The sequence below is a fragment of the Robinsoniella sp. genome (genome assembly GCF_034124845.1).
Genome location: NZ_JAWYAJ010000367.1, coordinates 1 through 4,800, shown reverse-complemented (window position 1 = coordinate 4,800; position 4,800 = coordinate 1). Strand labels below are relative to the sequence as shown.

General features: G+C 40.2%; 4 protein-coding genes. 2 read left to right on the top strand and 2 right to left on the bottom strand.

Going from position 1 to position 4,800, the window contains the following annotated elements; genetic code table 11:
* Both ACH2DQ_RS18570 and ACH2DQ_RS18565 read right to left on the bottom strand, forming a co-directional pair.
* A partial coding sequence (locus ACH2DQ_RS18570; RefSeq protein WP_395027803.1) for a response regulator occupies positions 1–621 on the bottom strand: 621 nt, incomplete at its 3' end.
* Positions 622–639: 18 nt separating this feature from the next.
* A complete protein-coding gene (locus ACH2DQ_RS18565; RefSeq protein ID WP_394911766.1) occupies positions 640–2,382 on the bottom strand; it encodes a sensor histidine kinase in 1,743 nt (580 codons plus the stop codon).
* A gap of 238 nt (positions 2,383–2,620) precedes the next feature.
* Here ACH2DQ_RS18565 and ACH2DQ_RS18560 point away from each other — a divergent pair, with 238 nt between their 5' ends.
* Entirely contained in the window at positions 2,621–4,018 is a 1,398-nt protein-coding gene (locus ACH2DQ_RS18560) for an ABC transporter substrate-binding protein (protein ID WP_394911767.1), read from the top strand.
* A gap of 92 nt (positions 4,019–4,110) precedes the next feature.
* Positions 4,111–4,800, top strand: a 690-nt coding sequence (locus tag ACH2DQ_RS18555; protein WP_395027800.1) for a carbohydrate ABC transporter permease, incomplete at its 3' end; no start/stop codon positions are given.

Below are 4,800 nucleotides of genomic sequence, written 5' to 3'. Positions count from 1 at the left end.
GTTACAGAAAAGCGCGGATTGATCCTGGGAAGTGCGCCATGAGGAAAGCCATTGGTGCAGTTTGGGAAGTATTGTCTGGTAGAGAAAGCTGTTTTCTTTGTTTTTAAAGAAACGGCTCTCCGTAAATAAAAAGGCGTAGTACAGCTGTCCTTTGGACAATGCCAGCTTATTCTCTTCACAGGGCATGCCATATGCGTTAAAAAGGCTGGTTACCTGTAGTTCAAAATAATGGTTGGAATCCAGTTTTTTCTGCTTGAGATGTTCTTTTGTGCGGTTGATAATCTCAATCATAGCCTCAACTTCTATCGGTTTCAGGAGATATTCTTTTACACCGAGAGATATGGCATCTATCGCGTATTCAAACTCGGAAAAGCCTGTCAGAAGTATCCAGTTTGTGTCAGGGCAATTAGATTTAACACTGCGGATGGCATCCAGACCATTTAAAACGGGCATTTTAATGTCTACAAATGCAAGGTCTGGCTGATAATTCTGGCAGATGGATACCAGTTCTTTTCCGTTTTTTGCTTCTAAAATGATGGAATCTTCTATATGCATATCTTTAATAATCTTTTTCAGGTAGATCCTTACCAGATTCTCGTCGTCTGCAATTAAAATAATCATTGTTTTTCCTCCAGAGTTTTATTTATATTTTGCATGAAGAACCATGGTGACTTCTGTTCCGGTTTCTTCAGAGCTTTTGATGGTAAAGGTGCTGTCCGGGTCAAATAGCAGCAGACGCGATCTGACATTTCCAAGTCCCACGTTTTCCCTACAGGCGGTATCATCAAAATGAAATCCGATTCCATTGTCGTTAATTTTTATGTGCAGCATATCATTGGAAAAAAATGCTTCTACGGTAATCATGACCTGAATATCGTATGGTTCCATTCCATGAACAATACTGTTTTCAACCAGAGGCTGAAGCAGGAACTTGGGTATGATACACATCTGGCATTCTTCTGTAATATTGATTTTATATTTTAGCCGGTCACTGAAACGGATGCTTTGAAGCTGCAGGTATTGTTCCAAAAAATCACATTCTTTAGAAAGACTGCTGTCTTTTTCCGGAATGCAGGAGTAACGCATGAGCTTTGTGAGGTTGGAAATAGTCTCCTGTACCATTACTTTTTCTCCCATGGTATTCATAATAGATATACTGTTCATTACATTGTATAAAAAATGGGGATTTATCTGGGACTGCAATGCAAGGTATTCCATCTCTTTTCGGCGAATTACAGATACATATTCCCGATTAATATGTTCTTCCAGGCGGTCTACCATGCGGTTTATGGCTTCTCCGATAATGGCAAGCTGATCATTACCCTTAACCGTTACTTTTGTGGAGAGATCACCCTTTTCTACATTTTCCAAAACATGGAGAATCTGGTTAATGGTCCTTACCATAGAACGGGAACTGGAGCGGTAGCTTACCAGTGAAATAATTACGAAGACAACGGTAATCACTGCAAAAAATAAAATGATAGTTGATGAAATCTGATTTAAGTCTTTTTCACTGGACAGAGATACCAGAGTCCAGTTTGCACTTGGCAGTTCATAATACTGTGCGGTGTAGGATGCATCATCGTTCAGTCTTTCCGGTTTGTCTTTTAATTTCTGCAAAATGTTGTCTGTAACCTCCCTGGCGCTGTAAATAATATGTCCTGCCTCATCCAGCAGAACCAGGTTTCCTCCGGAGCCCATGTCCAGATTCTGGAATATTTTCTGTAAATTGACGTCATATACATCCACCCGAAAGATGCCGACGGGCTTTTTGCTAATGCCGTCCTGAAGCAGCCGGCTGGCCGAAAAAAACAGGTTATTGGACAGCAGGGGAGAATCGTCATAAGTAAGATCATCTGCATAACTAAAATAAGAGGATCCATTTTTCGCCATAACAGCCTCCTGCCAGGCATCATTTGCCAGGATTGCTTCTTCCAGTGGAGCAGCATCTGATATTCCTTTTGACAGAACAACAGCCGAATCGGAGCTGACATGTTTGGAGGTAAAAGGGATGTAGATAATGGAGAGAATATCATCATGGTTTAAGTATAAAATTTTACTGATGGATTGTATGTATTGCTGCTCCATTTTATATTTGTGATAAGCATCAATCTCAGAATCTGTTTTTCCCATTTCGATCATGTAATTCATCAGCTCTTCGTATGCATAAGGTGCTGTCGTAAGGGAATTCAACTCTTTGAGATAAGTTTCTACATTATTGGCAGTAGAAGTCAAAAGAGCTGAATTCAATTCATAGGTGTCGTGCTGATAAGTTCGGTAGAAGAACAGGGAGGACACGATTGCCACTAAAAGAAAGGGGCATACAATACTGATAATATAGATAAAAGAAAGCTTGTGTCCAAAATTATAAATAGATTTCATGAGCACCTCCATTATGCCATCGTATACAGCATCATAAGTATTTGATTTTATGAATCATCTTATATGGAATATTATACATAAAAATAAGAAAAAAGATAGAACATTCATGAATGTGCATAAAAAAGAACGCTTAAAGATTAAATTTATGACATATGAAACAACAAAAACTTCTGCTATACTTTGGACATAACAAAAACACAACATAAAAAATATTACAAAGTGTAAAAGGAGAGAAAGTATGAGAAAGAGAGTAATCAGTTGTTTGTTAGGAGCATGTATGGCAGTATCCCTGATGGCAGGGTGTTCATCAAAACCAGCAGAGGAAACAAAGGCGCCGGAAACATCGGCAGCTACAGAGAAAGAAGAAACACAAAAGGCAGATGCACAAACGGAGTCAGAGGAAGCCAAAGCTTCAGAGTCAGCTAAAACAGACAGCGAATCACAGGAAGCAGGAAATAAAAAATATGAAGGGATCACATTGAGTTTTATGAGTAACATTGCCGGAGTCCAGAGCGAGGTAATGGAAGAAGTGATTGCACAGTTTGAAACAGAGACAGGGGCTAAGGTAGAATACAGTTCTCCTGGGGCAAATTATGAGGAACTGATGAAAACAAAAATGGCGACAAATCAGCTTCCTGACCTTTGGACGACCCATGGTTGGAGTGTTGCAAGATACGGACAATATCTGGAGCCGCTCAATGACCAGGAATGGGCATCCCGCTTATCTGAATCGGCAAAACAGATTGTAGTTGATCCCAAAACAGACAATTTCTACTGTCTGCCGGTGGATGTGGATATCGCTGGTATTGTCTATAACAAAACCGTACTGGATGCATCCGGAGTATCGGTAGATGATCTGAAGACATGGGCAGATTTTAAGGAAGCGCTTGGAAAAATCAAAGAAGCAGGTTATACACCGGTACATATCGGTGGAAAAGACAGCTGGACAATCGGACAGTTCTATGATTTTGCAGCACCGTCCTTCTATGTTACAAATGAAGAGAGCAATGACCGGGCTGCGTTAAAAGATGGAACATTTGACTGGTCAAAGTGGTCGCAGGTAGCTCAGATGATGGCAGACTGGAAAGCAGAAGGTTATTTTAACACAGACTGTCTGACCGCTGATTATAATGCAGCAATGAAGGCAATGGCAGAAGATAAAGTGGCTTTTGAATTTTATGGAAACAGTGCTATAAATGAAATGCTATCCATTAACCCGAACGCAAATGTGGGGATGATGAGCGTACCATCTAACAGTGAATCCGATGAACCGACACTGATTGGTGGAGAGAGAATTGCAATTGGAGTATGGAAGGATTCACAGAATAAAGACGCTGCACTGGAATTGTTAAGTTACTTTGCACAGGATGAGAATATGGCGAAAGTGGCATCATCCGATGGTGCACCGGCAAGTTTTGACGGCGTAGAGAGTGACACCGGTATTGTAAAAGCAGATCTTGAAAAATATATGGCAAGCTGTCGTGTGTTCCCTTATTTTGACCGTGAATATTTACCAAGCGGCATGTGGGATGACATGTGTGTAACAGGTGCATCAATCCTTGCTGAGGAATCAAATGCAGTAGAAAATGCCTGCACAGCAATGAAAGACAGTTATTTGGCAAAATTAGAACAGTAAAGTTAAAGTGCTGCTGCAAGAGAGCGTATGTAATGCAGCAGCACTTATGCCGTACAGACTTGGGCACATATTGCGCAGTTAGGAGTTAAAATATGAAAAAATGGAAACGTAGTATTATAAATATATACTATATCCCTGCACTATTGCTGTTTGGAATCTTTGTTATTTATCCCATACTAAAAGGTATTCAGATTTCATTTACAAACTGGGATGGATTTTCTCAGAATTCAAAAAATATTGGTTTCGCAAACTATATTACTTTAATCAAAGACCCTCATATCCGGTCAACTCTGATTAACAGTTTAATTTACGGATTCGGCAGTACCTTGCTGCAGAATATAATCGGACTTGGATATGCGGTATTTTTAAACCGGAATTTTAGGGGGAAAAATCTGGCGCGTGCAATCATCTATGTACCTGCAATGGTAGCGCCGTTAATTATGGGATATATGTATTATTTCATTCTCCAGTATGATGGAGGTGCTTTAAATGATCTTGTAATGCTTTTTGGAATGGAGGCAAAGGACTGGCTTGCCAATGGGAAGACTGCAGTTGGCTGGATTACTTTTATCAATTCCATTCAGTTTGTAGGTGTGGCTATGATCATTTATCTTGCAGGGCTTCAGGGAATATCCACATCTTATTATGAAGCTGCAAAGCTGGATGGTGCAAGTTTCTGGCAAAGATTTTGCTACATAACCCTTCCGCTGCTGACGCCGGCGATTACCAGTGCAGTGATGTTAAATCTGATTGGTGGCCTGAAGCTGTTTGATATTATTCAG

Coding starts and splice junctions, on each gene's coding strand:
- ACH2DQ_RS18565 (WP_394911766.1), bottom strand. CDS start 2,382: ATGAAATCTATTTATAATTTTGGACACAAGCTTTCTTTTATCTATATT.
- ACH2DQ_RS18560 (WP_394911767.1), top strand. CDS start 2,621: ATGAGAAAGAGAGTAATCAGTTGTTTGTTAGGAGCATGTATGGCAGTA.